Here is a 520-nt window from a genome sequence, read left to right on the forward strand (position 1 = left end):
GGGACATACGCCTGACTGCCGGTATGGCGCGAAGAAATAATGTTGTCGACGGAATAAATCTCGGTATGCCCGTCCTGAATGCGCATCGGGCGTAGCAGAAATTCGTTTTCCAGTGGCGAAAGGTGTAACGGAGCGGCTTCGAGCGGGAACAGATTGATGACCGGCACGCAGTGCAGACGGATATTATCGCTGTCAAACGGCAGGTCGTGAGGCCAGTTCTCGTTCAGCACCACGTCAATCTCAAAGCCGGTTATACCCTCCGGCCATGCAACCAGCTCCAGCCCGTTGAGTGCCACAAACATAAACTTCTCGCGGAAGGTGACATACTCCAGCAGCAACTGGTAGCCGCTGAACGCCGACTCGCCTTTTGGCCAGAGCCTGTCATTATCCTCAAAGCCCAACGGGGAAAAGTGTGCGTCAAGCGTCCGGCGATCCTGCCCCGGCAGACGCAACCAGAACTGCTGCGTACCAAGCGTTAAAGCCCGGTGCAGCGCACAGGCCACCGGACTGTCGGCATTGA

Annotated in this window: 1 protein-coding gene; it reads right to left on the minus strand. The window is 56.9% G+C overall.

Going from position 1 to position 520, the window contains the following annotated elements; translation table 11 throughout:
* A partial coding sequence (locus E2K52_RS14725; protein WP_264765955.1) for a type VI secretion system baseplate subunit TssF occupies nucleotides 1–503 on the minus strand: 503 nt, incomplete at its 3' end.
* Nucleotides 504–520: the final 17 nt, after the last annotated feature.

This window comes from Acinetobacter sp. RF14B, from assembly GCF_006864105.1.
Taxonomy (GTDB): domain Bacteria; phylum Pseudomonadota; class Gammaproteobacteria; order Pseudomonadales; family Moraxellaceae; genus Acinetobacter; species Acinetobacter lwoffii_C.